Genomic DNA, 25,830 nt, shown 5'->3' on the forward strand with positions numbered 1-25,830 from the left:
GATGGTACTGCAGGGGGGACCCTGTGGGAGAGTAGGACGCCGCCGAACAATTTTTCTGAGAAGCCCCTTCCGGGAGACCGGGAGGGGCTTCTCGCGTTCCGGGAGCCGATTCCGGGAGCCCGTCGGGCGCAAGCCGTTCGCCCCGGCTCGCGGTGGCCCGGTAGAGTCGGCCAGGCACAGTCAACGAAGCTACAGGAGGCTCCCGGGTGGAGGTCCAGGAGACGCGCGTCCAGACCGACCGTGTCCTCACCATCCCCAACCTGCTCAGCATGGGCCGCCTGGTCGGCGTTCCGTTGTTCCTCTGGTTGATCCTCTGGCCCGAGTTCAACGGTCCGAAGAACGACGGTTGGGCTCTGCTGATCCTGATGCTCAGTGGGGTCAGTGACTACCTGGACGGCAAGCTGGCCCGGAAGTGGGGGCAGATCAGCCGGGTCGGCCAGCTCCTCGACCCGTTGGCGGACCGGCTCTATGTGCTCTCCACGCTCGTCGGACTGACCTGGCGCGAGATCCTGCCCTGGTGGGTGACCGCGCTGTTGCTGGCCCGGGAGGCCTTCATCGCCTCGTTGCTGCCCATTCTGGGCCGGCACGGCTACGGCCCGCTCCAGGTGAGTTTTCTCGGCAAGGCGGCCACCTTCAATCTGATGTACGCCTTTCCGCTTCTGCTGCTCGGTCAGGGCGACGGGTGGATCCACCACACTGCCGCGGCGGTTAGCTGGGCATTCATCTGGTGGGGGACGGTGCTCTACTGGTGGGCCGCCATCCTCTATGCGGTGCAGGCACGCCGGATCGTCCGGAGTGACACGGTGGCCGACGGCTGACGGTTGACGGGCCGTAATCGCCACGGAGTAAACCTGTCCGTCCGCGCGTCGGATGATTTCAGCCGGGTAGATGAGTCCTGGAACGGTTTGATGGACGAGGAGTCCACTGCCGCGCGAAGGAGGACGCACCCGCAATGAAAGCCGTTGTGATGGCAGGAGGCGAGGGAACTCGTCTCCGCCCGATGACTTCGAGCATGCCGAAGCCGCTGCTACCGGTCGCCAACCGACCGATCATGGAGCACGTGCTGCGGCTGCTCAAGCGGCACGGCCTCACCGACACCGTCGTCACGGTTCAGTTCCTGGCCTCGCTGGTCAAGAACTACTTCGGCGATGGCGAGGATCTGGGGATGAACCTCACCTACGCCAACGAGGAGGTGCCGCTAGGCACTGCCGGCAGCGTCAAGAACGCTGAGGACGCACTCCGTGACGACTCCTTTCTGGTGATCTCCGGTGACGCGCTCACCGATTTCGATCTCTCCGAGTTGATCGCTTTTCACCGGAGCAAGGGGGCGCTGGTCACCGTCTGTCTCACCAGGGTTCCCGATCCGTTGGAATTCGGTATCACGATCGTCGACGACGAGGGCCGGGTGGAGCGGTTCCTGGAGAAGCCGACCTGGGGCCAGGTCTTCTCGGACACCGTCAACACCGGCATCTACGTGATGGAGCCCGAGGTCTTCGACTACGTCGCCGCCGGGCAGTCGGTGGACTGGTCGAGCGACGTGTTCCCGCAGTTGCTGAAGGAGGGCAAGCCGGTCTACGGCTACGTGGCCGAGGGCTACTGGGAGGACGTCGGCACCCACGAGAGCTACGGCAAGGCGCAGGCGGACGTCCTGGAGGGCAAGGTCGACGTCGAGCTGGACGGCTTCGAGATCTCGCCCGGGGTGTGGGTCGCCGAGGGAGCCGAGGTCGATCCGGAGGCGATCCTGCGCGGCCCGCTCTACATCGGCGACTACGCCAAGGTCGAAGCCGGGGTCGAACTGCGTGAGCACACCGTGCTCGGCAGCAACGTGGTCGTCAAGCGCGGTGCGTTCCTGCACAAGGCGGTGGTGCACGACAACGTCTACGTCGGCCCGCAGACCAATCTGCGCGGCTGCGTGGTCGGCAAGAACACCGACGTGATGCGGGCGGCCCGGATCGAGGACGGCGCGGTGATCGGGGACGAGTGCCTGATCGGCGAGGAGTCGATCATCGCGGGCGGGGTCCGGGTCTATCCCTTCAAGACCATCGAGGCCGGTGCCTTCGTCAACACCTCGGTGATCTGGGAGTCGCGCGGTCAGGAGCACCTGTTCGGCGCGCGCGGCGTCTCCGGCATCCTCAACGTCGAGATCACCCCCGAGCTGGCGGTCCGGCTGGCCGGGGCGTACGCGACGACCCTGAAGAAGGGCGCCACCGTCACCATCGCGCGTGACCACTCGCGTGGTGCCCGTGCGCTCAAACGGGCGATGATCTCGGCCCTGCAGACCAGCGCCATCGACGTCCGCGACCTGGAGAACGTACCGCTGCCGGTGGCGCGTCAGCACACCGCGCGCGGCAGTGCCGGCGGGATCTTCCTGCGGACCACGCCCGGGGTGCCGGACTCGCTGGACGTGCTGTTCTTCGACGAGCGCGGTGCGGACCTCTCGCAGGCCGGGCAGCGCAAGCTCGACCGGGTGTACGCCCGTCAGGAGTACCGCCGGGCGTTCCCCGGCGAGATCGGCGACCTGACCTTCCCTTCCAGCGTCTTCGACTCCTACGCGGGCAACCTGCTCCGGGCGGTGGACACCACCGGGGTGCGGGAGGCCGGGCTCAAGGTCGTGGTGGACACCGCGCACGGCAGCGCCGGTCTGGTGCTGCCCAGCATCCTGGGCCGGCTCGGAGTGGAGGCGCTGACCGTCAGCGGCGGTCTGGACGAGGCCAGGCCCACCGAGGACGCGGAGGAGCGGCGGGCCGGGCTGGCCCGGCTGGGCGCCCTGGTGGCCTCCTCGCGGGCCGCCTTCGGGGTGCGCTTCGACCCGGTGGGGGAGCGGGTCTCCTTCGTGGACGAGCTGGGGCGGGTGATCGACGACGACCGGGCGCTGCTGGTGCTGCTTGACCTGGTGGCCGCCGAGCGCCGCAGCGGGCAGGTCGCGCTGCCGGTGACCACGACCCGGATCGCCGAGCAGGTCGCCGCCTACCACGGCACCCAGGTCTGCTGGACCACCACCTCGCCGGACGACCTGGCCAAGGCGGCGGCCGCGGACGGGACGATCTTCGGCGGCGACGGGCGTGGCGGCTTCGTGGTGCCGGAGTTCGGCGGCGTGCTGGACGGCGCGGCGGCCTTCGTCCGGCTGGTCGGCCTGGTGGCGCGGACCCAGCTGACGCTGAGCCAGATCGACGCGCGCATCCCGCAGGCCCACATGCAGCGGCGGGACATCGCCACGCCGTGGGCCGCCAAGGGCATGGTGATGCGCTCGGTGGTCGAGGCGGCCGGTGACCGGCGGCTGGACACCACGGACGGCGTCCGGGTGGTCGAGGCGGACGGGCGGTGGACGCTGGTGCTGCCGGACCCGGCCGAGGCGGTCACCCACCTGTGGGCCGAGGGGCCGGACGACGAGGCGACCCGCAGCCTGCTGGACGAGTGGGCCGCCGTGGTGGACAGCGCGGGACGCTAGCGAGTCCGGGGGCTCCCCGGACGGCTGACGGGCCGTCCGGGGAGCCCGTTGGTCGGTTCGTGGGTCATGCCCGGGCGCCCCGGCGACGTGGCACGATGTCCCGCATGCCAGGGACACGCGCACCGGGTGCCCGGGACGGTCGGTTCGTCCGTCCGGACGCCTCGATGTCGCTGCTGACCAACGTGATCGACCACAGCCTGGACGAGGGCTACGCGGCGGCGGCCCGGGTCCGCGGTGAGGTGGGCCGGCGCCGGATGCCCACCGCGACCCGCGGTCGACTGGTGCTGGCGCTGGGGCTGGCCCCGGTGGCGGTGGTGGTGACGGTCAGCGCGGTCAACGCGCGCGACTCCGAGCCCGCCCTCGCGAGGGAACACAAGGCACTGGCGCAGCGGGTCACCGACGGCACCGCGGCCGCCGACAAGCTCCAGCAACAGATCGAGGCGCTGCGCACCCGGGTGGATCAGGCCCAGCGGCGGGCGTTGCGGTCCGCCGGCGGTGCCGGCGGGCTGGCCGCGCTGGAGGGCACGGTGGGCACCGGCGCGGTGACCGGACCCGGCTTCGAGCTGGTCCTCCAGGACGGCCGGGACGACGGGAGCGGCGGGGTCGATCCGCGCACCTCGGACGGGTTCGACAGCACCCGGATCCACGACCGCGACCTCCAGCTCGTGGTCAACGGGATCTGGCAGGCCGGCGCGGAGGCGGTCTCGATCAACGGGCAGCGGCTCACCGCGCTCTCCGCGATCCGCGCGGCCGGGGACGCCGTGCTGGCGGACAACCGGCCGCTGGTGCCGCCGTACACCGTGCTGGCGATCGGCGACGCCAGGCGGCTGGCCGGGGACTTCCAGGACGGGCCGGGGGGCCAGTACCTGAAGGTCCTGCAGCGGCGTTACGGCATCAGGTACACCGTGTCGGCCGAGCGTTCGCTGGACCTGCCGGCCGCGGTGGGCTTCACCGTCCGGCTGGCACAGCCCGTGGTCGACTCGCCGTCCTCCCGGCGCTCGCCGGCTCCGGTTACTACGACAGGAGCGTCAACACCGTGATCGCCGTGCTGGGCCTGATCTCCGGGGTGGTGGCCGGGCTCTTCGTGCAGCCCGAGGTGCCGACCGCCGTCGTCCCGTACCTGCCGATCGCCGTGGTGGCCGCGCTGGACGCGGTGTTCGGTGGTGTGCGGGCGATGCTGGACGGGATCTTCGACGACAAGGTCTTCGTGGTCTCCTTCCTGACCAACGTGGTGGTGGCGGCGTTGATCGTCTTCCTGGGGGACCAGCTGGGGGTGGGGTCGCAGCTGTCCACCGGGGTGGTCGTGGTGCTGGGGATCCGGATCTTCACCAACGCGGCGGCCATCCGGCGCCACGTGTTCCGGGCCTGAGCCGGGACGGCGCCGATGACGACGGACGGGACGGACCAGCCGGCGGCGGCCGCCGAGACGGTGGCCGTGGCGGCCCGGCCGGCTCCGGCCGGGGCCGAGCGGCCCTCGGACGGCCGGCGGCGGCTGCGGGCGGCGCTCTGGCCGCCGCGGCTGTCCCGCGGCCAGCTGGTGGTCGCGCTGCTGCTCTTCGCACTGGGGCTGGGCCTGGCGGTCCAGGTCCGTTCCACCAACGACCACAACGCGCTGCGCGGAGCCCGACAGGACGATCTGCTCCGGATCCTCGACGAGCTGGACACCCGGCAGCAGCGGTTGCAGCAGGAGAAGACCCAACTCAACCAGTCCCTGGCCCAGTTGGAGAACAGCTCGAACCGGGCCAAGGAGGCCGAGAAACAGACCCGGCGGTCGGCGGAGCAGCTCGGCGTGCTGGCCGGGACGGTCCGGGCGACCGGCCCGGGGATCATCCTGACCGTCGATGACCCCCAGGGGCAGGTCAAGGCAGATATGCTGCTGGACACCCTGCAGGAACTCCGAGCAGCGGGGGCGGAGGCGATTCAGATCAATGATGTCCGTGTGGTGGCCGACACCTACTTCACCGACGTACCGTCGGGCGGCGAGCAGATCGGCGGCAGGACCGTCACGCAGCCGTACCGCTTCACGGTGATCGGCGACCCGCGGGATCTGACTCCCGCTCTGAACATCCCCGGCGGTATCGTGCGCACGCTGGAGAAGGAACAGGTCGGGGCCGCCATCTCGGAGCAGCAGAAGGTGACCGTGGGTGCCCTGGCAGAGCCCCCACCACCGCAGTTCCTCAAACCGGTGACAAAGTGACGGGCCGCCCGCCACGCCTGACGGGTCATCGGCTCCACCCGCTCTCACCTGCGAGAGCACCCCGGTGGAGACCGCTTGAACCACGTCGGTCACACTGTGCAGTACCACTCCCGCAGTCCCGGCCGAATGCCGGGCCCGCAGCCTGTCCGAGGTTCTCACCCTGCCCCGCGGGCGGGTCTGTTTCACGCAAGGGGATTCGCCCGTGAGTCTGTTCTCGAAGCTGTTCGGTCGCAAGAAGGGCCGCGCCGCGGCCGTGGAGGCACCCACCGCACGCCACCGCCGGGAGGAGGATGACTACAACGCCGTGCCCGGGATGCGTGGTGTCCAGCAGGACGGCTACCAGCCGGCGAGCGGTGGTCAGCTCTTCCGCGAGGGGGACTACGGCGCGTCGGTTGACCCTTCGGGCGCCCCGCGCATAGGTTTCCCGTCAGGACCCTCAACCTCGGGTGGAGGGTTTGCCCCGGATCCCTACGCTGGGCACGTCCCAGGGGGAGTGCCGCGCCAGGAGGCTGCGAACATGACCGGCCCGCTCGTCTGTTCCCGGTGCGGCAACCAGAACCCGGCCACCGCCCGGTTCTGTAACAACTGCGGTTCGCCGTTGCGCGGCGGTTCGCCGGAGATGCCGGCCGAGACCACCTCGACCATCTCGATCTCCGGTCTGGAGTCGTACGACCCGAGTGCCACCAGCACCGGCGCCACCCCGACGCTCTCCCCCGAGGTGCTGGCGGCGATCGACGCGCTGCCGCCGGGCTCGGCCCTGCTGATCGTCCAGCGCGGTCCGAACTCGGGCAGCCGGTTCCTGCTCGACGCGGACGTCACCACCGCGGGTCGCCACCCGCAGGGCGACATCTTCCTCGACGACGTCACGGTCTCGCGCCGGCACGTGGAGTTCCGCCGTCGCCCGGGTGGCTTCTCGGTCGCGGACGTGGGCAGCCTCAACGGGACGTACGTCAACCGGGAGCGGATCGACGAGGTCGCGCTGAACAACGGCGACGAGGTGCAGATCGGCAAGTACCGGCTGGTGTTCTTCGCGGGACCGCAGCGGTACTGACGCGGTCGCACGGCCCGCGCGCGGGCCCGGCCGGGGCGCACTGACAGGCGGGGGTTCCCACCACGACGTCGGCAGGAGAGCGCTAGTGACCTCGAATCAGACCGTGCCGGTGCCCAGTCGGCCCGTCTCCGCCCAGACCCCCGGCCCCCGGCCGGGGGGTTCGCCGGGACAACCCCGGCCGGGCGGCGGCCGGCGCGGGGCGGAACTGATGAGCATCGGGGCGGTGCTCGCCTTCCTGCGGGACGACTTCCCCGAGGTCACCATCTCGAAGATCCGCTTCCTGGAGGCGGAGGGCCTGGTCGAGCCGCAGCGGACGCCCTCGGGCTACCGTAAGTTCGGCCCGGCCGACGTCGAACGGCTGGCGTACGTGCTGCGCATGCAGCGCGACCACTACCTGCCACTGCGGGTGATCCGCGAACACCTGGACGCCATCGAGCGCGGGGAGGCGCCGCCGGCCCTGCCGGCGGCGGACGCCCGGCCCGGGCCGTTGGAGGAGGCCGACCGCGAGCTGGTCGCCACCGCCGGGGGCACGTCGGGGGTCAGGCTCGGCCGGGCCGAGTTGCTGGCGGCCTCCGGGGCCCAGGAGGCCGACCTGGCGGAATGGGAGTCCTACGGCCTGGTGGTGCCCGGCCCGGACGGCGGCTACGACGCCGACACCCTGCAGGCGGCCCGGCTGGTCGCCGAGCTCGGCCGGTTCGGTCTGGAGCCGCGCCATCTGCGCCAGGTGAAGGCCGCCGCCGAGCGGGAGGTGGCCCTGGTGGACCAGGTGGTCGCGCCGCTGCGCCGGCACCGCAACCCGCAGACCAGGGCGCACGCCGAGACGACAGCCCGGGAGCTGGCCACGCTGGCGGTCCGGCTGCACGCCACGATGGTGCAGGCCGGACTGCGCGCGCGGCAGCAGTAGGCCGGTCCGCGGAGGGGTGCGAGGAGGCCGCGCTTTCATATCCGGGGGAGGGGCCATAGGGTTGCCTTGTGAATGAGCTCGACGTCGTGGGTGTCCGGGTGGAGATGCCCTCCAACCAGCCGATCGTCCTGCTGCGCGAAGTAGGGGGCGACCGGTACCTGCCGATCTGGATCGGCCCTGGTGAGGCGACCGCGATCGCCTTCGCCCAGCAGGGCATGACCCCGGTGCGTCCGCTGACGCACGACCTCTTCAAGGACGTGCTGGAGGCGCTCGGCCAGCCGCTCACCGAGGTCCGGATCACCGACCTGCGGGAGGGCGTGTTCTACGCCGAGCTGGTCTTCGCCGGCGGGGTGGAGGTCAGCGCCCGTCCGTCCGACGCGATAGCGCTGGCGCTGCGCACCGGCACGCCGATCTACGGCGCGGAGGAGGTGCTGGCCGAGGCCGGCATCGCGATTCCGGACGAGCAGGAGGACGAGGTCGAGAAGTTCCGCGAGTTCCTCGACCAGGTCTCGCCGGAGGACTTCGGCGGCGGCGCCCAGTAGTCCGCGCCCAGTGGTCCGCCCGGCGGTGGTGGGGGCCGCCTCGATCAGTTGTTTTGCCAAAATGTTGCGTCGTACCCACACTAGGGGCACGCGAAACCACTCGGTGGGGTGACGTCGTTTCGCGGCCTCGGCGTGGCGATCGTTGACGCGTCTTGGACGACTGCCTACCGTCAGGGGTGGCCCACCGGGAATGACGCGTGCCCCGCGCCCGGAGCATGAAGTGGAGGAGGTAGGCATGAGCAGCACCGGCGATGAGGCGGCCGTGGGAGGCCCGTGCGCCCTCCACCTGCCGCGCGGCACCCGGGGCCTGATCGGCCGCCCCTGGGACCAGCCGACCGCCGAGACGGTCGCCGAGCTGCCGCGGGTCGGCCGGTTTCCGGCCGTCCAGGCCGGTCAGCCGGCCGTCGAGCGGATCGCTCCCTCGTCCGACCTGCTGGGCTACCGCGGTCCGACGGCCTGTGCCGCCGCCGGCATCACCTACCGTCAGCTCGACTACTGGGCCAGGACCGGGCTGCTGGAACCGAGCGTGCGGACGGCCTTTCCAGCCGGGCCGCAGCGCCTCTACAGCTTCCGCGACATCCTGATCCTCAAGATCGTCAAGCGCCTGCTGGACGCCGGGGTCTCGCTGCAGAACATCCGGGCGGCGGTCACTCACCTGCAGTCCGGTGAGCTGTCCGAGCTGGCCGGGCTGACCCTGATGAGCGACGGCGCGACGGTCTACGAGTGCACCTCGCCACAGCAGGTGGTCGACCTGTTGAAGGGCGGGCAGGGCATCTTCGGCATCGCGGTCGGCGCGGTCTGGCACGAACTGGAGAGCACGCTCGGCCGGCTGCACGCCGAGCGCACCGACACCGGGGAGACCCTGCTCGGTCAGGATCCGGGCGACGAGCTGGCCCAGCGCCGCAACCGCGCGGGCTGAGGAACCGGCTTCCCCACTGCCGTCGTCAGCGCTCGTGAGTGATCACGAGGGGGATCGAGGATGCGGGTGCGACGGCTGCTGAGCGGGCGACCTGGACAGCGGCGGGCGTTCCAGGCGCTGGTGGCGTTCTGCGCGCTCGCGCTGGCGCCCAGCGCCTGGCTCTTCTGCGCGGACAGCGGGCGGATCCGGACCGTCGCCGACGTGCCGGCCGAGCCGGTGGCGGTGGTGTTCGGCGCGGGGGTGGTGAACGGGGTGCCGTCCGACTACCTGGCGCACCGGCTGGACGCCGCCCTGCAGCTCTACCGGGCGGGCAAGGTCGAGGCGCTGCTGGTGACCGGGGACAACAGCAAGCCCAGCTACAACGAGCCGCAGGCGATGTACGACTACCTGGTCGCGCGTGGGGTGCCGTCGGACCGGGTGGTGCGCGACTACGCCGGTTTCGACACCTGGGACTCCTGCACCCGGGCCCGCCGGGTCTTCGGCGTCCAGCACGCGGTGTTGGTCAGCCAGGACTTCCACGTCCGGCGGGCGCTCGCGCTCTGCCAGGCGGCGGGCATCGACTCCTACGCGGTCGGCGCGGCCGAGACGCACGACGCCACCTGGTACTACGGCGGTCTTCGGGAGATCCCGGGGGCCGGGAAGGCGCTGTTCAGCGCGCTGCTGCGGCCGGATCCGACCCTGCTGGGCCCGACCGACCCGGCGGTGACGCGCGTCCTGGCGACGGCCGGCGGCAAGCCCTGAGGCCGCCGGGGCCCGTCTGTCGGACCCGTGCGCGATGATCGGCCACGTGCGCAGCCGTCCGACCGTCCTCCATCTCGACATGGACGCCTTCTTCGCCTCGGTGGAGCAGGCGGCCAAGCCGAGCCTGCGCGGCAAGCCGGTGATCGTCGGCGGGCTGGGCGCCCGGGGGGTGGTCGCCACCTGCTCGTACGAGGCCCGGGTCTTCGGGGTGCGGTCGGCGCTGGCGATGAGCATGGCCCGCCGGCTCTGCCCGAACGCGGCCTTCCTGGTGCCCCGGTTCGCGGTCTACCGCGAGCTCAGCGAGCAGGTGATGGGCCTGGTCCGGGAGCTCTCGCCGCTGGTCGAGCAGCTGAGCGTGGACGAGGCCTACGTGGACCTGGTGGCCGGGCCGTACGGGCCGGCGCTTGCGGCCGTGGCGCCGGGGGAGGCGACGGAGCTGGTCCGGGCCATCGCACAGGACCTGCGGGCGGACATCCGGGCCCGGACCGGACTGACCGCCTCGGTCGGGGCCGCCGGTTCCAAGCTGATGGCGAAGATCGCCTCGGAGCAGGCCAAGCCGGATGGTCTGGTGCTGGTCAACCCGGCGGAGGAGCGGGCGGTGCTCGGGCCGCTGCCGGTGCGGGCGCTGCCCGGGGTCGGGCCGGCCACCGAGCAGGTGCTGCACCGGGCGGGGCTGAACACGGTCGCCGACCTCGCGGAGCTCTCCGAGGACGAGCTGGTCCGGCTGCTCGGCCGGGCGCACGGCGCGGGCGTCTGGGCGATGGCGCGCGGGCTGGACGACCGTCCGGTGGTGCCGGACCGGGACGCCAAGTCGGTCTCGGTCGAGGACACCTACGAGGTGGACCTGGCCGACCGCGATCAGGTGCTGCACGAGCTGGACGTGCTGAGCGCGCGATGCGTGCGGCGGCTGCGGGCGGCCGGGCGGTCCGGGCGGACGGTGGTGATCAAGGTGCGGCGGTTCGACTTCAGCACGATCACCCGGTCGGAGACGCTGCGCGGGCCGACCGACGACGAGCGGGTGATCGCCGCGACGGCCCGTCGGCTGGCCGCCCAGGTCGAGATCGCGGGCGGGGTGCGGCTGCTCGGGGTCGGCGTGTCGCAGTTGGCCGAGTACACCCAGGAGGACCTCTTCGCGCAGGCCGCGGCGGAGGCCGCCGAGGATGAGGAGGAGCCGGAGCCGGTGGGGGAGGTGACGGCAGGACCGGCCGCACCGCCCGCTCCCGCGCCAGCACAGCGGTTCTGGCTGCCCGGTCAGGACGTCAGGCACGAGGAGTTCGGCCCGGGCTGGGTGCAGGGGAGCGGGGTGGGCCGGGTGACCGTGCGTTTCGAGACGCCGGGCAGCCCGCCGGGGCGGGTGCGGACCTTCCGGGTGGAGGATCCGCTGCTGGGGCCGTCCGACCCGCTGCCGCTGGTCCCACCGGAGAGTGAGTGAAACGCAGCGCGGCCCCCACCCGGATGGTCCGGGTGGGGGCCGCGCTGCGACGGGATGGCCGGCGGTGGCCTGGTCGCGGTGCCCTCGCGGGGCCGCCGCCGGCTGGTGTCCCGCGCCGCCGATCCCTGGGCGGCGCGGGGGCGGCGCCTCGTCAGGCGCCGGTCTTGGCGGGCTCGCGGTCCGCGGCGAGCTCCGGGGCCGGCTGTCCGGCGGTGCGGACCTGGCGGATCGCGAACGGGACGAGGGCCGCGATCAGGCACATCGCCGCGGTGACCCAGTAGGCGTGCTTGTAGGCGTCCAGGGTCGGCAGCTGGATCGGGAGCGGGATCGGGAACTTCATGGTGTCGCCGGTCAGGATGGCGCTCATGGTCGCGGTGCCGATGGCGCCACCGACGGTCCGCAGCACGGCGTTCATGCCGTTGGCGATGCCGCTCTGCTCCGGCGGGACGGCGCCGTTGATGAAGGCCGGCATGGCCGCGTAGGCCAGGCCCACGCCGAGGCCGAACACCAGGGCGGCCAGGTAGATGTCGTACTGGTGGTCGTGCTGGAGGGCCAGGAAGGCCATCGAGACCGCACCGAAGGCACCACCGAGCACCAGCGGCAGCCGCGGGCCGCTGCGGGCGATCAGCAGCGCGCCGACCGGGGCCGCCACCATCGAGCCCAGGGCCGAGGGCAGCAGCAGGATGCCGGCGTGCAGCACCGAGGCGGTGAAGCCGTAGTGCGCGAGCTTGGCCGGGGTCTGCGTGAAGTTGCTGATCACCAGGAAGGAGCCGTACATCCCGAAGCCGATGAGCAGGCCGGAGACGTTGGTGAAGGCCACGGCCGGGCGGGCCATCATCTTCATGTCGACCAGCGGGTGCGCGACCTTGACCTCGATGATGCCCCAGATCAGGGCGACCACGGCGGCGACGGCGAACAGGCCGAGGGTCTTGGTGGAGGTCCAGCCCCAGTCGTTGCCCTGGCTGACCGCGATCAGCAGCGCGGAGAGCCAGCCGGCCAGGGTGAGCGCGCCCAGCGGGTCGACGCCGCCGTTCTTGTCCACCACCGGGTCCTTCGGCACCCGGAAGATGACCAGGAGGAACGCGATCAGGCCGAAGATCAGGCCCATCCAGAAGATCGACTTGTAGTTCCAGTGCTCCAGCAGCAGGCCGGTGGCGACCAGGCCGAGGCCGCTGCCGACGCCCATCGAGGCGCTGATCGCGGCGACGCCGCCGGTGACCTTCTGGCGCGGCAGCTCGTCCCGGACGATGCTGATGGCCAGCGGCAGCACGCCACCGCCGGCGCCCTGCAGCACGCGGGCGATGACCAGCCAGCTGAACGAGTGGGTGCTGACCGCGATGCCCGAGCCGATCACCAGGCCGGCGAGCGAGATCAGCAGCATCGGCTTGCGGCCGCGCAGGTCGCCGAAGCGGCCCAGCAGCGGGGTGAGGACGGCCGCCGAGAGCAGGTTGGCGGTCATCAGCCAGGTGATGCTGGAGCCGGAGACGTTCAGCTCCTTGGCCAGCGACGGCAGGATCGGGACGACCGCGGTCTGCACCACGCTGAACGCCAGCATCGCCAGGACCAGTGCGGGGAGCACCCGGGCGCTGTGCTGCTTCTCGGCCGCGGCGGTGGGCTGTGGTGCCTCACTCACGGAACTTCCTCCAGTTGCGCGTGCTTCGAGTCAGCCGCCAGTGGGCTGCTTGAAGCTGGTAAAAGTCAACGAACTGAAGTAACTCTCCCGCGAATGCTTCACTATGTCAAATATCTAGTGATGAACCTTCAGCGAACGCCCCGGCCCGGACCTGACGCCGCAGGTCCGGGCCGGGGCGGTGTCGTCAGCGGCGCTCCGGGGCGCTGCGGGGCGGCCCGGACGGAACGTGCTGCTCGGTGGGGGCGGCCGGGGAGGCGGTGCTGTCCTGGATCTCCACCTGCTCGCGGCGCAGCTCGTCGCGGATCACCTTCTCCTCGGTGTACCGCTCGACGATCAGCCGCACCCGCTCCAGCGGTGCGAGGTACTTGCGGATGGTCGGGCGCTCCTCGTGCAGCTCGACCTCCTCGACCGCCTCGGCGACCTCCTGCGCGGAGAGTGCGGACCGCTCCATCTCGCCGACCGGGATCCGCTCCACCCGGGCCCGCTCCTTGACCACCTGGATCCGCCGCTCGACCGGCTCGGTCACCACGTACTTGCGCATCCGGGCGGTGCCCAGCACGTGCCACTCGTTGGTGACCTCCAGGCGCTCCTCGCGCAGGGTCAGCTCGACCGGGCCGGGTGGCGGAGCGACGGTACTCCGGGGCGGGGTGGGGCGAGTGGTGGCGACGTGCACCGGGTCGGGGGTGGCGGGGCGGGGCGGGGCGACCGGCTTGTCGAGGCCGACCGGCTTGTCCAGGCCGACGGTGCCCGCGGTGGCCGCGGCGGCGGAGGTCGGGGCGGTGGGGCTGCTGGCAGCGGGGGCCGTCGTGCCGTGCTGCGGAGTGGCGGCCGTGCGGCGTGCGGCGAGCGGGCGGGGGGTGGTCGGGGTGGCGACGCCGAAGTCCAGGTCCGCCGGGGCTGCCGGGGTGCCCGCGGTGCCCGGCGCCGGGGTGGTGGTCGTGGCGGCCGGCGTTGGGGCGGCGCCTGCCGTGGTCGGTGTCGGGGTGGTGGCCGCGGTGGCCGGCGCGGCGCTCGGCGAGTCCAGGCCGTAGTAGCGGTAGAGCTGCAGCTCCTGGGCGGGGGAGAGATGCTGGCCGACCCCGAAGTCCGGGGAGTCCTTGATCAACGACTTGTCGTAGGGGACGCGCAGCTCCTCGCCGGAGAACTCGCTGGTGGTCAGCGGGACGAAGGCGTCCCGGCCGAAGATCCCGGTGCGAACCGCGGCCCACTCGGGCTCGCCGGTCGCGTCGTCGAGGTAGACCTCGTCCACCGTGCCGATCTTGTCGCCGTTGCGATCGACGGCCTTGTGCCCGATCAGGTCTCGCGGGTCGATGTCGGTCTGCACGCTTTCCTCCAGTCGCTCCTGCTTTCGATTCACACCAAAAGCCACGAAGGGGACGGCAGCGAGCGGAGCGCCGCCGTCCGTGCGGGGGCTGGGCTGTTCGGGGAAGTGCGGTCGCTCACCTGACCGACCATCGCGGGCGTCTCCGCTGGTACCCTGGGCGCGACCGCCGAACCCGCTCGGGAGAGTCCTCGACCTTCGAAAGAAGGAGGTCCGAGGCGCCGAAGGAGCAAACCCTCCCCGGAATCTCTCAGGCATCCGTACCGTGTGGGATAGGTCACTCTGGAAAGCAGGGCAGGACCGCCGGCGCGGGAGCCGGTGGCGTCCACCCTCACCGACGGTGCAAGCCGGCGGGGCGTCAGCCCCGCGCGGGCGAAGCTCTCAGGTCCCGATGACAGAGGGGGAGGCCTGTCGGGCTCGCCCGTCCAGGCCGATCCGCTGTCCACAGCGGCGGGGCCGGCCGGCGTGCGGGCCCCCGCCGGTCCGTGACCAGGAGGCCTCGACCCCATGACTGCCCAGCCGACCGCCGGCCGTCCCCGCGGCTCCGCGACCCTCACCGAACTCGAGGGCGCCAGCCCCTTCGCATCCCGCCACATCGGCCCCGACGCCGCCGCCCAGGAGAAGATGCTGGCGCAGGTCGGTTTCGGTTCGCTCGACGAGCTGTCCGCCACCGCCGTCCCGGAGGCGATCCGCAGCATCACCGGCCTGGCCCTGCCGGCCGGTCGCACCGAGGCCGAGGTGCTGGCCGAGCTGCGCGAGCTGGCCGGCCGGAACCAGGTGCTCACCCCGATGATCGGGCTGGGGTACTACGGCACCTTCACGCCGCCGGTGATCCTCCGCAACGTCATGGAGAACCCGGCCTGGTACACCGCCTACACGCCGTACCAGCCGGAGATCTCGCAGGGCCGCCTGGAGGCGCTGCTCAACTTCCAGACCGTGGTCGCCGACCTCACCGGGCTGCCCACCTCCGGCTCCTCGCTGCTGGACGAGGGCACCGCCGCCGCCGAGGCGATGGCACTGGCCCGCCGGGTCACCAAGGTCAAGGGCGGCGTCTTCCTGGTCGACGCCGACACCCTGCCGCAGACCATCGCGGTGATCAACACCAGGGCGGTGCCGACCGGCATCGAGGTGGTCGTCGCCGACCTCTCCGCGGGGATCCCGGCCGAGGCGGCCGAGCGTGGCGTCTTCGGCGTGCTGCTGCAGTACCCCGGCGCGTCCGGCGCGGTCCGCGACCTCGCCCCGGTGATCGAGCAGGCGCACGGGCTCGGCGCGATCGTCGCGGTCGCCGCCGACCTGCTGGCGCTCACGCTGCTCAAGTCGCCCGGGGCGCTCGGCGCCGACATCGCCTGCGGCACCTCGCAGCGCTTCGGCGTGCCGATGGGCTTCGGCGGCCCGCACGCCGGTTACCTGGCCGTCCGCGCCGAGTACGCCCGCAGCCTGCCCGGCCGCCTGGTCGGTGTCTCGGTGGACGCCGACGGCAACCGCGCCTACCGGCTGGCGCTGCAGACCCGCGAGCAGCACATCCGCCGCGAGAAGGCCACCAGCAACATCTGCACCGCGCAGGTGCTGCTCGCGGTGATGGCCTCGATGTACGCCGTCTACCACGGTCCCGACGGCCTGGCCGACATCGCTAGCCGGACCCACCGCTACGCCGCCGCGCTGGCCGCCGGGCTTCGCGCGGGCGGGGTCGAGCTGCTGCACGGCGAGTTCTTCGACACCGTCAGCGCGCGGGTGCCGGGCCGGGCCGACCAGGTGGTCGCCGCCGCCCGCGCGGCCGGCATCAACCTGTACCGGGTCGACGCCGACACCGTCTCGATCTCCTGTGACGAGACCACCACCCGCGAGCACCTGGCCGCGGTCTGGGCCGCGTTCGGCGTGCCGGGCGGCGAGGTCGACGAGGCCGCCGACGTGCTGCCCGCCGGGCTGCTGCGCGAGGACGAGTACCTGACCCACCCGGTCTTCCACAGCCACCGCTCCGAGACCGCCATGCTGCGCTACCTGCGCCGCCTGGCGGACCGTGACTACGCGCTGGACCGCGGCATGATCCCGCTGGGTTCGTGCACCATGAAGCTCAACGCCACCACCGAGATGGAGGCGGTCACCTGGCCGGAGTTCGGCCAGCTGCACCCCTTCGCCCCGATCGACCAGGCGCAGGGCTACCTGACCCTGATCCGTCAGCTGGAGCAGCAGCTGGTCGAGGTCACCGGCTACGACGCGGTGTCGATCCAGCCGAACGCCGGCTCCCAGGGCGAGCTGGCCGGTCTGCTGGCGGTGCGCGCCTACCACCACGCCAACGGCGACACCCAGCGCGAGGTCTGCCTGATCCCGTCGTCCGCGCACGGCACCAACGCGGCCTCCGCGGTGATGGCGGGGATGCGGGTGGTCGTGGTGAAGACGCTGGTCGACGGTGACGTCGACGTCGACGACCTCAAGGCGAAGATCGAGCAGCACCGCGACCAGCTCGCCGTGCTGATGGTCACCTACCCGTCCACCCACGGCGTGTACGAGACCCAGATCACCGACATCTGCGCCGCGGTGCACGAGGCCGGCGGCCAGGTCTACGTGGACGGGGCCAACCTGAACGCCCTGGTCGGCCTCGCCAAGCCGGGCAAGTTCGGCGCCGACGTCTCGCACCTGAACCTGCACAAGACCTTCTGCATCCCGCACGGTGGCGGTGGCCCGGGTGTCGGCCCGGTCGCGGTCCGCGCGCACCTGGCGCCGTACCTGCCGAACCACCCGCTGCAGAGCGAGGCCGGCCCGGCCACCGGCGTCGGCCCGATCTCGGCCGCGCCGTGGGGCTCGGCGGCGATCCTGCCGATCTCCTGGGCGTACGTCCGGCTGATGGGTGGCGAGGGCCTCAAGCAGGCGACCCAGGTCGCGGTGCTGAACGCCAACTACATCGCCAAGCGGCTGGCCCCGCACTTCCCGGTGCTCTACACCGGCCCGGGCGGCCTGGTCGCGCACGAGTGCATCATCGACCTGCGCCCGCTCACCAAGGAGACCGGGGTCAGCGTCGACGACATCGCCAAGCGCCTGATCGACTACGGCTTCCACGCGCCGACCATGTCGTTCCCGGTGGCCGGCACGCTGATGATCGAGCCCACCGAGTCCGAGGACCTGTACGAGATCGACCGGTTCTGCGAGGCCATGATCGAGATCCGTGCGGAGATCGACAAGGTCGGCGCGGGCGAGTGGGCGGCGGACGACAACCCGCTGCGCAACGCGCCGCACACGGCGGCGACGCTGGCCGGCGACTGGGCGCACGGCTACTCGCGGCAGGAGGCGGTCTTCCCGGCCGGGGTGAACCCGGCGGACAAGTACTGGCCGCCGGTGAGCCGGATCGACGGCGCGTACGGCGACCGTCACCTGGTCTGCTCCTGCCCGCCGCTGGACGAGTACGGCGTCTGAGCGGTGTGAACGAACCCGTGGGCCCCGGAGGAACGCTCCTCCGGGGCCCACGCGCGGTGCTCGGGTCTTCCGGTGGGACGGGTTCTGGTCGGACGGGTCGTCTGGTCAGGCGGCGACCAGCGAGCGGCGCGGGGCGATCACCCGGCCGTCCGGCAGCAGCTCGCCGGTGTCCTCGAAGAGCAGGACCCCGTTGCAGAGCAGGCTCCAGCCCTGCTCGGGGTGACAGGCGACCGCTACGGCCGCCTCCCGATCGGCCGAGTCGGCCGACGGGCACTCAGGACGGTGCTGGCACATCTTCGTACCTCGCTTCGCTCACGATCACGCCCCCGTTGCGGGCCGGCGGCCCGGTCGGCCGCGGCGCCGTAGACGGTGGTCGGATCCTGTCCCGCCGGCCCAGGTGTGAACCGGCGCTTCTGTGGGTAGGACAGGGGGTCCTTCCACGCTGGTTCCCAGTGTCGGCGTCTTGCGACCATCCCGCAGCAGTTTGCCGACGCGCGCCACAACTCCGGGGCAGAGATCACCCATTCAGATGGCGCGCGGCGATTTCGGTGTGCTGAACGGGTCACCCGGCCTGACTCGGCCGGGTGGGAGCGAGGTAGCCCGAGTGGGTGAGCGGGGGCGTCAGAGCGCGGGCACCGCGGCCAGCGGGGCCGGCGCGACGGTACGCGGGCGGGCCAGCAGCGCGAGCAGCTCGGCGGCCGGATAGGCACGGTGCCCGGTGACCCCGAGCGGGGCCGGCGCGAGCGGGATCAGCAGGTCGCCGTCCGGACCGGCGTCGGTGTTGTGCAGCCAGAGCGCGGTGGCGTAGAGGTCCGGTATCGACAGCAGCCGTGGCTGGTGCCGACCGCGCAGCGGATGGGCCAGCTGCCAGGCCTGCGCCAGTGCCTGGAGCGTGGAGTCCAGGTAGGGTCCCGCCGCGAAGTGCGAGAAGGTGTGTCCCTCCGCCGCCTTGGCCACCTCGGCCGCCGCCACCACCTCGCCGCCGTGCTTGATCAGGAATCGCCAGCCGGTCCGGGGGGCCAGGGCCAGCGTGCGGGAGGCGCCGGCCCCGGAGGGCAGCTGGTGCACCGCCAGCGGATGGGCCGGCAACAGCGGGCCGTTGGGATGGCGGAGGGCGGCGGCCCCGGGCTGCCGCAGAGCGGTCTCCGAGGTCAGTGCTGCCAGGACGGCGCGCAGCGCGCTGGGTGGGGGCTGGGGGGTCTGCAAGGTCATGGCGGGTCGCCTCTCCGTGCGAGATCGGCGTGCGAAGGCGGCATACCGGCGTGGCGTGATGGCCGGGTCCGGTTGGGCTTGATCGCGTGGCTGGGCGCGGGAGCGGACCTCGCGGCAGGCAGGGGTCTGCGCCGGTTCGTGGCCGGAGCGGAATGCAGCGCGAAGTCTACTCGAACAGGTGCGCAGGGTGACCTGTTTATCACCTTCTGTTTCGCCCGGCAAGTCAGCGAAGAGCTGACGAAGCGTCAGGCTGCTTGTGTCGCAAGGTGTTCGAGGCCATCGGGTATCGATCTTCCGACTGGGCATGATGCAGGCACGGTCGACCTGCCGGAGGAGGGGAATCGATGGGGGAGAAGGTCATCGCCACCCGTGCTGACCTGTCGGACCGACAGCAGTACCGGCGCAAGCTGCAGTCCTGTCTGGAGGCCCTGGACCGAATGCTCAGGGAGGGCCGCTTCGACCGGCCGCGGGCCGTGATGGGGCTGGAGATCGAGCTGAACCTGGCCGACGAGCAGGGCCTGCCGGTGCTCGGCAACGAACAGGTGCTCTCGGCGATCGGCTCCAGCGACTTCCAGACCGAGCTGGGGCAGTTCAACATCGAGGTCAACATCGCCCCGCACCGGCTGACCGGGCACGTCTTCGAGGAGCTGCGCGAGGAGATCGACACCGGCCTGCGCTACGCGGACCGGCAGGCCGCGGAGGCGGGGGCCCGGATCGTCATGGTCGGCGTGCTGCCCACCCTGGCGCTGGAGCACACCGGGCTGGACGCGATGTCGCACAACAACCGGTACAGCCTGCTCAGCGACCAGATCATGGCTGCCCGGGGCGAGGACATCGCGCTGGACATCGAGGGTGTCGAACACCTGGTGCTGGAGTCGGTCACGATGGTGGCCGAGGCCGCCGCCACCTCGCTGCAGCTGCACCTCCAGGTCACCCCGGACCGCTTCGCGTCGGTCTGGAACGCCGCCCAGGCGATCTCCGCGGTACAGGTGGCGCTCGGTGCCAACTCCCCGTTCCTGTTCGGTCGGGAACTGTGGCGGGAGACCCGGCCGGTGCTCTTCCAGCAGGCCTGCGACACCCGTTCGGCCGAACTGAAGGCCCAGGGGGTGCGGCCGATCACCTGGTTCGGCGAGCGCTGGGTGGATTCCGCGCTCGACCTGTTCACCGAGAACCTGCGCTACTTCCCGGCGCTGCTGCCGATCTGCGACGACGAGGACCCGGTCAAGGTGCTGGCGTCCGGCGGGGTGCCCGCGCTGCGCGAGATGCGGCTGCACAACGGCACCATCTACCGGTGGAACCGCCCGGTGTACGACGTGGCGGACGGCGTGCCGCACCTGCGGGTGGAGAACCGCTGCCTGCCCGCCGGCCCGACGGTCGCCGACACGCTGGCCAACGCGGCCTTCTACTACGGGCTGGTCCGGGTGCTCGCCGAGCAGCCGCGGCCGATCTGGAGCCGGCTGCCGTTCGCCCGCGCCGACCAGAACTTCCACACCGCGGCCCGGCACGGCATCGAGGCCCTGCTGCACTGGCCGCGCCAGGGCCGCGGCGCGCGTGGCGGGCCGGCCGAGCTGCCGGTGACCGACCTGGTGCTCGGGGAGCTGCTCCCGCTGGCCCACCAGGGGCTGGACGCCTGGGGCGTGCAACCCGCCGACCGGGACCGCTACCTCGGCATCATCGAGCAGCGCTGCCTGCGCCGCACCAACGGCGCGGCCTGGCAGGCCGCCACCGTGCACCGGCTGCGCGAACGCTACGGCATGGACCGCACCACCGCGCTGGCCACCATGACCCGCCGGTACATGGAGTACATGCGCGGCGGCGAACCGGTGCACAGCTGGCCGGTGGGTTGACGTGTCACCGGGCTGACGCGCCGCTCCCCGGGCCTCCTCATCCCGGTATGACAGGATGAGCGGCCATGATGATCGCACCAGCCGAGCCGCCCGCGGACGCCCTGCCGCAGGGCTCACCGGCCCGCCGGTTGTTCGGGGCCGAGCTGCTCATCGTGCTGGGCCTGTCGCTGGGGGCCAGCGGTGTCGGCGCGGTGATCAGCTTCGTCGACTCGCTCACCCGGCCGGTCGCGCTCGGCCAGCAGATAGCGCCGCTCAACTCCTCGGCCGCGCCCGGCCGCCCGTGGCTCGACCTGGCCTACCAGCTGTACTACATCGGGCGCGGCCTGATGCCGGTGCTGCTCGTCGGCTACCTGCTGGTGCGCGAGGGGACCTCGCTGCGGGTGCTCGGCTTCGACCTGCGCCGCAAACTCGGCGACCTCGGGCGCGGGGCCGCCGTGGCGGCGGTGATCGGCGGCTCCGGGCTCCTGCTCTACCTGGGCTCACGGGCGGCCGGGGTCAACCTCACCGTGGTGCCCTCCGGGCTGCCGGACGTCTGGTGGCGGATCCCGGTGTTGATCGGCTCGGCCTGGCAGAACGCGATCCTCGAAGAGGTGATCGTGCTCGGCTACCTGCTGCGCCGGCTGGAGCAGCGCGGCTGGGGCTGGCCGGCCGCGTTGGTCGCCAGCTCGGTGCTGCGCGGCTCGTACCACCTCTACCAGGGGGTCGGCGGGCTGGTCGGGAACATGGTGATGGGGGCGGTCTTCTGCCTGCTGTACCGGCGGTGGGGGCGGGTGATGCCGCTGGTGGTGGCGCACGCGCTGATCGACACGGCGGCGTTCGTCGGCTACGCGCTGCTGGCCGGGCACGTCAGCTGGCTGCCGACGGGGTGAGCCGGCGTGCGTCCGGTGCCCACCCGGGGCGCGTCCGGTGCGTGTCCGGCACGCGTCAGGGCGTGCTGAGCAGGGTCCCCTCGACCACGGTCACCGCGCGGCCGGAGAGCAGCACCCTGCCCGCGTCGGTGAGCGTGCAGCGGACCAGGCCGCCGCGGGGTGAGGCCTGGTACCCGGTCAGCGTCTCCCGGCCGATCCGCTCGGCCCAGAACGGCGCCAATGCGGTGTGCGCGCTGCCGGTCACCGGGTCCTCCGGCACCCCGGCGGCGGGCGCGAAGTAGCGCGAGACGAAGTCGTAGCCGTCCGCCGGGTCCGCGGCCGGTGCGGTGACGGCGACGCCGCGGGCATCCTGCCGAGTGATGGCCGCCAGGTCGGGGGAGAGCCCGCGCACCGTGTGCTCGCTGCGCAGCTCGGCCAGCAGGATGTTCAGCGGTCCGGTCCGTCGGCACTGGACGATCCGGGCGCCGAGCGCCTCGGCCAGGTCCGCCGGGACCTCGGCGGGTTGGAGCTGAGCGGCCGGGAAGTCCAGGCTGATCGTCCCGTCGGGCCGCGGGGTCGCCGTCAGCACACCGCTGAGCGTGCTGAACCGGACCGGGCCGGTGCCGGCCAGCCCGCGGCCGCACAGGAGGTGGGTGGTGGCCAGCGTGGCGTGGCCGCAGAGCGCTATCTCGGTCATCGGGGTGAACCAGCGCAGCGCCCACTCGGCCGGTTCCCCGGCGGGCAGCGGCCGGACGAAGGCGGTCTCGGAGAGGTTCATCTCGCGCGCCACCTGACGCATCCACTGCTCGTCGGGCCAGTCCTCGCCCTCCAGCAGGCAGACGGCAGCCGGGTTGCCGGAGAACGGTCGGCTGGTGAAGGCGTCGATGATCGAGATCAGCATTACCCGAGCTTAGAGCCAGCCCTGGGGGGAAGCACCAGGGCACCTGGCATCCGGTGGACCGGACCCGGCGGCGGGGAGCGGGCCGGGTCGTACCGGCTCGGCCCCGCCGCCGGCCGCGCGCTAGGCCGAGGTGGAACTCGCCTCGCGGACCTCCGCGTAGGGTGCGAGCTTCCGCAGCGACTCGATGGTCTTCAGCAGCGACTCCTTGCTCTCGTGCGCGTCACCGACCACGACGACCGCGCCGTTGCTCGCCTTGAGTCGGAACCGGTGCATGCCGCTCTCGTCGGTGTAGAGCTCGAACTTCCCTGCCATGGGGTTTCACCTCTCGGGTTGGGGCACCCCCCTCCCGACGCACCGTATGCGGAACTCCCTTGTCCCGCATGCCGGATAGTGCGTTCGGGTGCCTGCCGGGGGAGGGGTAGGAGGAATGGCCAGGGCCGGTGAAGGGCTCGATCGGGCGCCCGGGGGGACATTGTGGGGACATGACGGCGGTGAGGACCCGGAGCCGGGTCTACCGAGAGCGAAGGCGGTGGCAGGCTCCGTGTCTGTCACCGCCTGTTCGGGTCGCCAGGTATTCGGCTAGGAGCTGTCCGGTCGATCATGTGCGAAGCCAGATGACGAGGGCCGCTGCGGTGGCGGTGCCGAGGAAGACGTAGCCGTGTTTGTCGTACCGGGTTGCCGCGCGGTGGTCCTCCTCCGCTCGGACGCGCTCGCCCTGCTCCGCCGCGTCAGCACCCGGATGTCGTCCAGGACCGGGACCGTGCTGCGGGCACTGCTGGCCGACGTCGAGGACGACCCCGAGCGCGTACGGGAGATCCGCGACCAGCTCGGCCGCGCGGCCGCCGGCCCTTGGCTGACGGTCCTCGTCCGGGCCGCCGCCCGCAGCGAGATCGGCCTGGCCGCGCTGACGCCCCGGGGGGCCACCGTGGCGGTCGACCTGCTGCGCAACGAGTACGCGCTCAACGGGATGGCCGCCGTCCCGGACAGCGCCCTGGTCGAGATCGTGGACCAGGTGTACCAGCCCCTGGTGCGCGGACCCGGCTGACGGTCTGTCGGGTGGGGTCCTGTTCAATGCTCGTCATGAACGTTCACGAATTGGTGGCCAGGTTGGCCGAGCCGGATGTCCTGCGGGCCCGCTGCCGGGCGCTGGCGCTGCTTGACTTCATGCTCGCCGAAATCTCTCCGAGATATGACTATCAGTCGAACTGGCGCCCAGGGGTGGACCTGGCCACGATGGAGGACGGCTCCGGCGATCTGTACGGGATCGTCTTTGATCCGGCCGGGGTCCTCCTCTACGGCTTCGGCTACGAGAGCGATGCCTCGCGGGAGCGGCCCCGGGCCCATTGGCCTGGGTTGCTGGACGACCTTCCGGCAGGGTTGGCGCACTACCCGGCAGACCCGGAGCTGCAGTCCGATGGGTTCTTCGAGGCGACGGTGTGCGCATGGCGCGAGGCCGGCGCCTCCGCGTGGCAGTGCGGGCCGGTGGTGTTCGCCGAGGGCGAGTCCGACGGAGCGGGTTGGCTGTTCGGGGTGCTCGCGGACGGCAGTGCGGAGGCCGTCAGCAGGGATGCCGAGGACTACCACGGACGACCCGTCAATCGCGATGCCGTTGCCGCGATCCTGGCGGGCAGCCCGCTAACGCGCTGGGTGGTCGCGGCGCTTGAGCCTGCGCTGGACTTGGAGGCGAGTGCTGCCCGCGCCCGCAAGATCGGGCACTCGGTGGCGGACATTTGACCACCGGTTGCCCGGCCATATCGACGAGCCGGTACGGCTCCCACGGATCGCCTGTGCCCACGAGCTGGCCCACGTCGGGCACGAAGAGGCGCTTCGGATCCCGAGCGGGGCTCCCGGCAAGATTCACGCCGGGAAGGTAGCAAAACAGCCTATGACCTGCAAAAATGTCTCTCTTAGTTCAGTCAACACGAGGTGCGTACGACCATGCTGCCGGGGGAGATGTGCTCGCTCGACCACATCCGGCAGCACCCGCTGCCGAGCGGCCGGACCGCCCGGACTGGAGAAGCGGCGGGAGCGTCCGAACGTCGGCGACGGCGGTGGCGCCGGGTTGGTGTCGTCATGCCAGGGGCTGTGCTCACCGCGCGCTGGCTCCGAACCTGGCCACCGCCCGTACGGAGTAACCGCCCGAGTGTGAGGTACTGCGACAGATTTGTCAGATACCGCGACATACCAACGGAGTTGTGTCGCACGGGGAGTGACATTGTCGGGCTCAAGGACGCGAACGACGATGGGGCCAGACCCCGATCCCGGCAGGTCCAACCCCATCGACTAGTACTCCAGTTCGACTTCGTGAGTTACGTGGCTGGGGGTTCGGCAAGTCGTCGTCGGTAGTGGCTCCGTCGGGCTGTGGCCTGGTGGGTTCTGCGCCAGTTTGACCAGTTCAGGAGTGTGGCAGGACTTGCGGCTGGCGCTGGGAACAGTCCAGCAATCAGGTGGCGGATCTCGGGGACGGTCAGGTCGATGGGTTCGGTGCTGCGGGCAGCTCGGTTTGCCTCGGCGGGGATGTTCGGCCTGGCGTTGGCGGCGAGTGAGGCCAGGAAGGCCAGGGCGAGCATCGCGAGGGTGATGTGACGGTGCCAGGAGGTCCAGTGACGGACTTGGTACTGGTCCAGGCCGACCTGGCCCTTGGCGGCTTGGAAGCATTCCTCGATGCACCAGCGGATGCCAGCCACCCGCACCAGGTCCGAAAGGGGCGCTTGTTGGGGTGACCAACACAGATAGAAGGCGAGTTCGCCGGTGGCCGTATTGCGCCGGACCAGCAGATGGTGGTGACAGTCGGCGCCGACCTCCACCCAGGCCCAGTCGTAGTAGCGTGGACCCTTCGCCCCGGCGCCAGCGCTCTGCCGGTGGCAGGCGGTGGCAGGTAGGCAGTCGACAGCTTTCTCGACCGTTACCGGAGTGCGGTCCTGATTGATTCTCACAAGGGTGGTCCGGGCTGCGGCCAGCACGTAGCCGATTCCGCGCGCCTCCAACCCGGCACGCAGGTCTGGATCCTGTCCGTAGACCTCGTCGCCGGTCACCCACGAGGTCGACAAGCCGGCGTCCAGCGCGGCAGCGATCATCTCCAGCGCCAGACGCGCCTTGGTCGCGAACCCCACCGCATCGGGCACCCCTGCCAGGCTGCGACGCTCGTCATCCGCGCACCAGGTGCGCTCGGGCAGGTACAGTCGGCGGTCGATCAGCGCGCGTCCACGGTCGGAGGCGTACGCGAGGAAGACGCCGATCTGACTGTTCTCGATCCGTCCGGGGGCTTGTAATTGAATAACTGTCAGATTTGATCTGCGGGGTCGCCATCGTCGGGTGCCGGTGGGAGGCTGTGGCATGGCTACGCCTCCGCACCCCTGCACAGCGGCCGAAGCCCTGCAGGCAAAGTTCGATCAGATCCTGCCGCACCTTGATGAGCGCCGTCGT

23 protein-coding genes and 1 riboswitch are annotated in these 25,830 nt (G+C 71.6%); of the genes, 16 read left to right on the forward strand and 7 right to left on the reverse strand.

What is annotated here, in order from left to right; translation table 11 throughout:
- Positions 1-206: 206 nt before the first annotated feature.
- The 11 genes from ACIGXM_RS36130 (at position 207) to ACIGXM_RS36180 (ending at position 11,234) form a co-directional block, all read left to right on the forward strand.
- Positions 207-818: a CDP-alcohol phosphatidyltransferase family protein gene (locus tag ACIGXM_RS36130; RefSeq protein ID WP_396568358.1), complete on the forward strand. Its 612-nt coding sequence runs from the start codon at positions 207-209 to the stop codon at positions 816-818.
- Between the two features lie 134 nt (positions 819-952).
- Complete coding sequence (locus ACIGXM_RS36135; RefSeq protein WP_396568359.1) at positions 953-3,448, forward strand: sugar phosphate nucleotidyltransferase; 2,496 nt, start codon at positions 953-955, stop codon at positions 3,446-3,448.
- Between the two features lie 95 nt (positions 3,449-3,543).
- Positions 3,544-4,488 carry a DUF881 domain-containing protein gene (locus ACIGXM_RS36140; RefSeq protein WP_396568360.1) on the forward strand — a complete coding sequence of 315 codons (945 nt, stop codon included), beginning with the start codon at positions 3,544-3,546 and terminating at the stop codon, positions 4,486-4,488.
- Entirely contained in the window at positions 4,485-4,817 is a 333-nt protein-coding gene (locus ACIGXM_RS36145; protein ID WP_396568361.1) for a small basic family protein, read from the forward strand. Before ACIGXM_RS36140 ends, ACIGXM_RS36145 begins: the two co-directional genes overlap by 4 nt.
- A gap of 15 nt (positions 4,818-4,832) precedes the next feature.
- Positions 4,833-5,645: a DUF881 domain-containing protein gene (locus tag ACIGXM_RS36150; RefSeq protein WP_396568362.1), complete on the forward strand. Its 813-nt coding sequence runs from the start codon at positions 4,833-4,835 to the stop codon at positions 5,643-5,645.
- 202 nt (positions 5,646-5,847) lie between these two features.
- A complete protein-coding gene (locus tag ACIGXM_RS36155) occupies positions 5,848-6,696 on the forward strand; it encodes an FHA domain-containing protein (RefSeq protein WP_396568363.1) in 849 nt (282 codons plus the stop codon).
- Positions 6,697-6,904: 208 nt separating this feature from the next.
- Entirely contained in the window at positions 6,905-7,600 is a 696-nt protein-coding gene (locus tag ACIGXM_RS36160) for a MerR family transcriptional regulator (protein WP_396568364.1), read from the forward strand.
- A gap of 68 nt (positions 7,601-7,668) precedes the next feature.
- A complete protein-coding gene (locus ACIGXM_RS36165) occupies positions 7,669-8,142 on the forward strand; it encodes a bifunctional nuclease family protein (protein WP_396568365.1) in 474 nt (157 codons plus the stop codon).
- Positions 8,143-8,377: 235 nt separating this feature from the next.
- Complete coding sequence (locus tag ACIGXM_RS36170) at positions 8,378-9,061, forward strand: MerR family transcriptional regulator (RefSeq protein ID WP_396568366.1); 684 nt, start codon at positions 8,378-8,380, stop codon at positions 9,059-9,061.
- Positions 9,062-9,121: 60 nt separating this feature from the next.
- The gene (locus tag ACIGXM_RS36175; RefSeq protein WP_396568367.1) at positions 9,122-9,802 is read left to right on the forward strand and encodes a vancomycin high temperature exclusion protein; all 681 of its coding nucleotides are present in this window, start codon (positions 9,122-9,124) and stop codon (positions 9,800-9,802) included.
- 46 nt (positions 9,803-9,848) lie between these two features.
- A complete protein-coding gene (locus ACIGXM_RS36180; protein WP_396568368.1) occupies positions 9,849-11,234 on the forward strand; it encodes a DNA polymerase IV in 1,386 nt (461 codons plus the stop codon).
- 151 nt (positions 11,235-11,385) lie between these two features.
- Here ACIGXM_RS36180 and ACIGXM_RS36185 read toward each other — a convergent pair whose 3' ends face one another.
- Together ACIGXM_RS36185 and ACIGXM_RS36190 are read right to left on the reverse strand one after the other, a co-directional pair.
- Positions 11,386-12,867 carry an MFS transporter gene (locus tag ACIGXM_RS36185; RefSeq protein WP_396568369.1) on the reverse strand — a complete coding sequence of 494 codons (1,482 nt, stop codon included), beginning with the start codon at positions 12,865-12,867 and terminating at the stop codon, positions 11,386-11,388.
- Positions 12,868-13,051: 184 nt separating this feature from the next.
- Entirely contained in the window at positions 13,052-14,191 is a 1,140-nt protein-coding gene (locus ACIGXM_RS36190; RefSeq protein WP_396568370.1) for a PRC and DUF2382 domain-containing protein, read from the reverse strand.
- A 167-nt stretch (positions 14,192-14,358) separates the two neighbouring features.
- Positions 14,359-14,464, forward strand: a riboswitch (glycine riboswitch).
- A 231-nt stretch (positions 14,465-14,695) separates the two neighbouring features.
- Between ACIGXM_RS36190 and gcvP the strand changes: the two genes are divergently transcribed.
- Complete coding sequence (gene gcvP / locus ACIGXM_RS36195) at positions 14,696-17,596, forward strand: aminomethyl-transferring glycine dehydrogenase (protein WP_396568371.1); 2,901 nt, start codon at positions 14,696-14,698, stop codon at positions 17,594-17,596.
- Positions 17,597-17,701: 105 nt separating this feature from the next.
- Here the strand turns inward: gcvP and ACIGXM_RS36200 are convergent, their stop codons facing one another.
- Entirely contained in the window at positions 17,702-17,890 is a 189-nt protein-coding gene (locus tag ACIGXM_RS36200) for a DUF5999 family protein (protein WP_396568372.1), read from the reverse strand.
- A 327-nt stretch (positions 17,891-18,217) separates the two neighbouring features.
- The gene (locus ACIGXM_RS36205) at positions 18,218-18,808 is read right to left on the reverse strand and encodes a hypothetical protein (protein ID WP_396568373.1); all 591 of its coding nucleotides are present in this window, start codon (positions 18,806-18,808) and stop codon (positions 18,218-18,220) included.
- Between the two features lie 344 nt (positions 18,809-19,152).
- Here ACIGXM_RS36205 and ACIGXM_RS36210 point away from each other — a divergent pair, with 344 nt between their 5' ends.
- Together ACIGXM_RS36210 and ACIGXM_RS36215 are read left to right on the forward strand one after the other, a co-directional pair.
- Positions 19,153-20,655: a glutamate-cysteine ligase family protein gene (locus tag ACIGXM_RS36210; protein ID WP_396568374.1), complete on the forward strand. Its 1,503-nt coding sequence runs from the start codon at positions 19,153-19,155 to the stop codon at positions 20,653-20,655.
- A 68-nt stretch (positions 20,656-20,723) separates the two neighbouring features.
- Positions 20,724-21,524 carry a CPBP family intramembrane glutamic endopeptidase gene (locus ACIGXM_RS36215; protein WP_396568380.1) on the forward strand — a complete coding sequence of 267 codons (801 nt, stop codon included), beginning with the start codon at positions 20,724-20,726 and terminating at the stop codon, positions 21,522-21,524.
- A gap of 55 nt (positions 21,525-21,579) precedes the next feature.
- On the opposite strand, the gene ACIGXM_RS36220 is transcribed toward ACIGXM_RS36215, so the two are convergent.
- Positions 21,580-22,404: a PhzF family phenazine biosynthesis protein gene (locus ACIGXM_RS36220; RefSeq protein ID WP_396568375.1), complete on the reverse strand. Its 825-nt coding sequence runs from the start codon at positions 22,402-22,404 to the stop codon at positions 21,580-21,582.
- Positions 22,405-22,524: 120 nt separating this feature from the next.
- Positions 22,525-22,716 (reverse strand): YegP family protein, encoded by a 192-nt coding sequence (locus ACIGXM_RS36225; RefSeq protein WP_396568376.1) that lies wholly within the window; start codon positions 22,714-22,716, stop codon positions 22,525-22,527.
- 346 nt (positions 22,717-23,062) lie between these two features.
- Here ACIGXM_RS36225 and ACIGXM_RS36230 point away from each other — a divergent pair, with 346 nt between their 5' ends.
- Both ACIGXM_RS36230 and ACIGXM_RS36235 read left to right on the forward strand, forming a co-directional pair.
- Complete coding sequence (locus ACIGXM_RS36230; protein ID WP_396568377.1) at positions 23,063-23,449, forward strand: TetR-like C-terminal domain-containing protein; 387 nt, start codon at positions 23,063-23,065, stop codon at positions 23,447-23,449.
- A gap of 35 nt (positions 23,450-23,484) precedes the next feature.
- Positions 23,485-24,138: a hypothetical protein gene (locus ACIGXM_RS36235; protein ID WP_396568378.1), complete on the forward strand. Its 654-nt coding sequence runs from the start codon at positions 23,485-23,487 to the stop codon at positions 24,136-24,138.
- Between the two features lie 575 nt (positions 24,139-24,713).
- Here the strand turns inward: ACIGXM_RS36235 and ACIGXM_RS36240 are convergent.
- Positions 24,714-25,742 (reverse strand): IS701 family transposase, encoded by a 1,029-nt coding sequence (locus ACIGXM_RS36240; protein WP_396568379.1) that lies wholly within the window; start codon positions 25,740-25,742, stop codon positions 24,714-24,716.
- Positions 25,743-25,830: the final 88 nt, after the last annotated feature.

It is taken from the genome of Kitasatospora sp. NPDC052896, from assembly GCF_044547075.1.
In the GTDB taxonomy this organism is placed as follows: Bacteria; Actinomycetota; Actinomycetes; order Streptomycetales; family Streptomycetaceae; genus Kitasatospora.